Origin of the sequence: Okeania sp. SIO2F5 (assembly GCF_010692685.1) — a bacterium.
GTDB classification, from domain to species: Bacteria; Cyanobacteriota; Cyanobacteriia; order Cyanobacteriales; family Microcoleaceae; genus Okeania; species Okeania hirsuta.
Map to the genome: position 1 here is coordinate 1 of NZ_JAAHGU010000270.1, position 3,052 is coordinate 3,052.

General features: G+C 36.6%; 5 protein-coding genes. 2 read left to right on the top strand and 3 right to left on the bottom strand.

What is annotated here, in order from left to right; all coding sequences use genetic code 11:
- From F6K27_RS32730 to F6K27_RS32740, 3 genes are all read right to left on the bottom strand, one after another.
- Positions 1 to 194: recombinase family protein (locus tag F6K27_RS32730; protein WP_287280116.1), on the bottom strand; the 194-nt coding region annotated here is incomplete at its 3' end.
- A gap of 227 nt (positions 195 to 421) precedes the next feature.
- On the bottom strand, positions 422 to 613 hold the full coding sequence (locus F6K27_RS32735) for a hypothetical protein (RefSeq protein WP_287280117.1): 192 nt from the start codon (positions 611 to 613) through the stop codon (positions 422 to 424).
- A 371-nt stretch (positions 614 to 984) separates the two neighbouring features.
- Positions 985 to 1,269, bottom strand: a complete 285-nt coding sequence (locus F6K27_RS32740) for a transposase (protein ID WP_287280119.1) — start codon at positions 1,267 to 1,269, stop codon at positions 985 to 987.
- Between the two features lie 201 nt (positions 1,270 to 1,470).
- On the opposite strand from F6K27_RS32740, the gene F6K27_RS32745 reads away from it, so the two are divergent.
- Together F6K27_RS32745 and F6K27_RS32750 are read left to right on the top strand one after the other, a co-directional pair.
- Positions 1,471 to 2,307 (top strand): cell division protein FtsQ/DivIB, encoded by an 837-nt coding sequence (locus F6K27_RS32745; RefSeq protein ID WP_124144941.1) that lies wholly within the window; start codon positions 1,471 to 1,473, stop codon positions 2,305 to 2,307.
- Between the two features lie 329 nt (positions 2,308 to 2,636).
- Positions 2,637 to 2,921, top strand: coding sequence for a helix-turn-helix domain-containing protein (locus tag F6K27_RS32750; RefSeq protein ID WP_124154438.1), 285 nt, complete (start codon positions 2,637 to 2,639; stop codon positions 2,919 to 2,921).
- The last annotated feature ends 131 nt before the right edge of the window (positions 2,922 to 3,052 follow it).

The window sequence follows — 3,052 nt, forward strand, 5'->3', positions numbered from 1 at the left end:
CTGCTGACTCTAGCATAGGCCACGGTCAAAGAATTATCTTGTTTGTTGCCTATTAAATCAGATACTGTAAACCGTCGATGACCTCCTTCGGTACGGCTTGAATTTAGCCGTCCTTCAGCTTCCCATCGTCTGATTGTTTTGGTTGACACTCCTAGCAGTTCTGCTGCTTCAGATATAGTTAATAAGTTAGACATAAATCTAGTATATCACAAGAAATGTCTAATAATGTCGATTTTTATCCAATTATTTTAATACTGTTGATAGCCCCTGATCGTATCTTTTGAGGGAAAGGTTATACTAAGTCGCGATCGCCAACCTCTTAAGCATCAGTCGAATAAAACAAAGATTAATCTTGGCTGTGGCATTTTCCAGAGTTCTTTTCCTGCGGAATGCTGCGCAAACAAAATTTTTAGTCAAGCTTTTACACCTTTCCATCCAAGAGTTGGTTATGCACGATGACCCACCTGGCCTTGACGGGAACAAATCCTGTTTTTCCTTGCTGTTTTTTCTCCACCTGTGAAGGTTTTGGTGATAGTTTAAACCGAATCTTGGTCATAATTGCTGGATAAATTTTCTTTAACTCCTGTGCTATTTTTTCGTATGGGATATCCATTGTCAAGTAAGATAGTAATTTTAGTATGGGTTAACAGGTTTGGACTTAAAGTAATCAATGTTATCTGACAACATTTCTATTAATCCCTGATCGTCAGATACATTGGCTTTGGTGCAATAAGTAAAAAAAGCGCACCGCCCGCTCTGAGGTTTCCTCAGAGTAAGGACGGAGCAAGAAGGAAAACCGAGACTATCAACTGCGTTCCGGTCTTTTAATTCCGTTGGTAGCCTTGTAAAAACAGAATCCCTTGGACTTGATACTAGCATTACAGGTATTTTTTACAGATAAGTGAATCAATGATGATTAAAGTTGTCCATCTGGCTTTTTTTTACCTGTTGACGTACAACACAGATGCAATACATCTCTAATCTTCAAGGGTCACCCCTGATGCTCGCCACTGCTTGTAGTGCCAAAATACAGTTGAATAGGGTGGTAAATATGCAGGGTAGATCACACCAGTTACAACCATTCTTTAATTGATATAAGATACCATCTAAGATTTCTCTGTTGCTCCATTTTGTAGGATAAGTTTTCTTCTTTTTTGGTAATAATGGTTCAATCAGAACCCATTCAAAGTCTGTTAAACTGCTTGAATACCGCATTTTCTCATGCGGCGTTGGCGTTGGCGGAGCAAGTGCGGCAGCTATATCGCTCATTAGTATAATCTTTTTAGGAAAAGATACGGTTAGGGATTCTATAAATTATCAATCATCGGCGACCATTTAACTTTTACCTGCTTGCTGAAAATCTCAAATATCTCACAACTAAAATAATATTTGTATAAGTGATTAAATCAAAATGATAATTGTGTAGGGTAGCATTAAAAATATTAACTAATTAGTGAGTAAATAAATATAATGGCTAATGGTATTGCATCGGTTTCTCGATCAGATTTGTCAAGTCGGCGACAAACATTGCTGCGTCAAAGACGATTAAGATTAGTAGTTATAATATGGCAAATACTAGCAGTTGGTGGTTTAGCAGGAACTTTGCTCTGGGCAATTACTCAGCCCATTTGGCTCATAACTAAACAGGAACAGTTAAGTGTAGAAGGTAATCAATTACTTTCAGACCGAGCAATATTATCTCTAATTCCTTTAGAGTATCCTCAGTCTCTTTGGAAAATTAAACCACAGGTACTAGCTAAAAATTTAGAGTCCCACGGCCCAATTGCCCGGGCAAAAATTAGTCGGCAGTTATTTCCTCTCAGTTTAAAGATTGAGATTACAGAGAGACGTCCTGTGGCAATTACTCAACTGAAGAGTAAAGTAGGTGCTGGTAACTCACAAAAAATGGGGTGGTTAGATGCCGAAGGGAATTGGATCCCCCTAGAAAGTTTTTCTGCTCTAGAAAGAACTCAATCTTTACCTACTCTAAAAGTAATTGGTTTTACTGAACAGTATCGTAAATATTGGCATCTGCTATACCAAAGCCTAAGTCTTAGCCCTGTTAAAGTGTTCGAGATTAATTGGCAAGATCCAGGAAACTTAATTCTAACGACTGAACTGGGAATAGTTCATCTAGGACAGTACAGTTCTCGATTTAGCGAACAATTAAATGTTCTAGACCAAATGCGAGAATTACCAAATAAAATTGATGCTCGCCGAATTGCCTATATCGATCTGAAAAATCCAGAATATCCTTTAATCCAATTACCAAATAAATCTAGAGGAATTAAAATTCAGTCGAATTAAATCGACAATAATTTCAAAGTATATTAAAATATTCCCTTTGGTTTTAGAAAAAATCCAAAGTAAATTTAATTATATGTCCTTCCAATTTTTAAAGTTGCAAATTGAAATCTCCAAAAAAACAGAAAAATTAGAGACGTTCAATCATTAGCTAAGTTCCCAATAGAGAAAAACTAATAAATATTCTGAGTTTGTTGGGTTATAATCCAAAAAGATTCGGCAAGAAGTCCTCCGTTATAATCTCCGATTTAACGGGAAGGGAATTGCCTGTGGTAAATTAAACAGGTGTCGATTGATGTTCAAATATAGCAATAAAGAGTAGTATAAAAATTATGATAATTACTCATTGCTACAAAATTAAGCCCACTTGTGAACAGTCAGCCAAAATTGATTATTGGCTAAAACTTTTACGAAGGCATTGGAATTACGCCCTAGGTCAAAGACTAGACTGGTTGCATAGAACCAAATGTCAAACTGACCGTTGCTCAATAGTTTCATGTCCTATTGCTGAGATTCCCAGTAGACCAGATTATTATTTTCAGCAATCAGCACTTAAACAGACAAACAAGCTATTTCCTGACTACAAAGAAATCTCCATACGAAGTCCAGCAAATTAATTTGCAAAGACTAGATCAAGCTTGGAAGTGTTGGTTAATACCTGATAAAACTGGTAAACATGGAGGACGACCAAGATTTAAAAAATCAGGTAAATTAAGGTCATTTTGTTTCAGTAGAGTTAATCATCCGC

Bases quoted from the DNA above. Each gene is read 5' to 3' on its own strand.
- F6K27_RS32735 (WP_287280117.1), bottom strand. From the start codon at position 613: ATGGATATCCCATACGAAAAAATAGCACAGGAGTTAAAGAAAATTTAT.
- F6K27_RS32745 (WP_124144941.1), top strand. From the start codon at position 1,471: ATGGCTAATGGTATTGCATCGGTTTCTCGATCAGATTTGTCAAGTCGG.
- F6K27_RS32750 (WP_124154438.1), top strand. From the start codon at position 2,637: ATGATAATTACTCATTGCTACAAAATTAAGCCCACTTGTGAACAGTCA.
- F6K27_RS32740 (WP_287280119.1), bottom strand. From the start codon at position 1,269: ATGAGCGATATAGCTGCCGCACTTGCTCCGCCAACGCCAACGCCGCAT.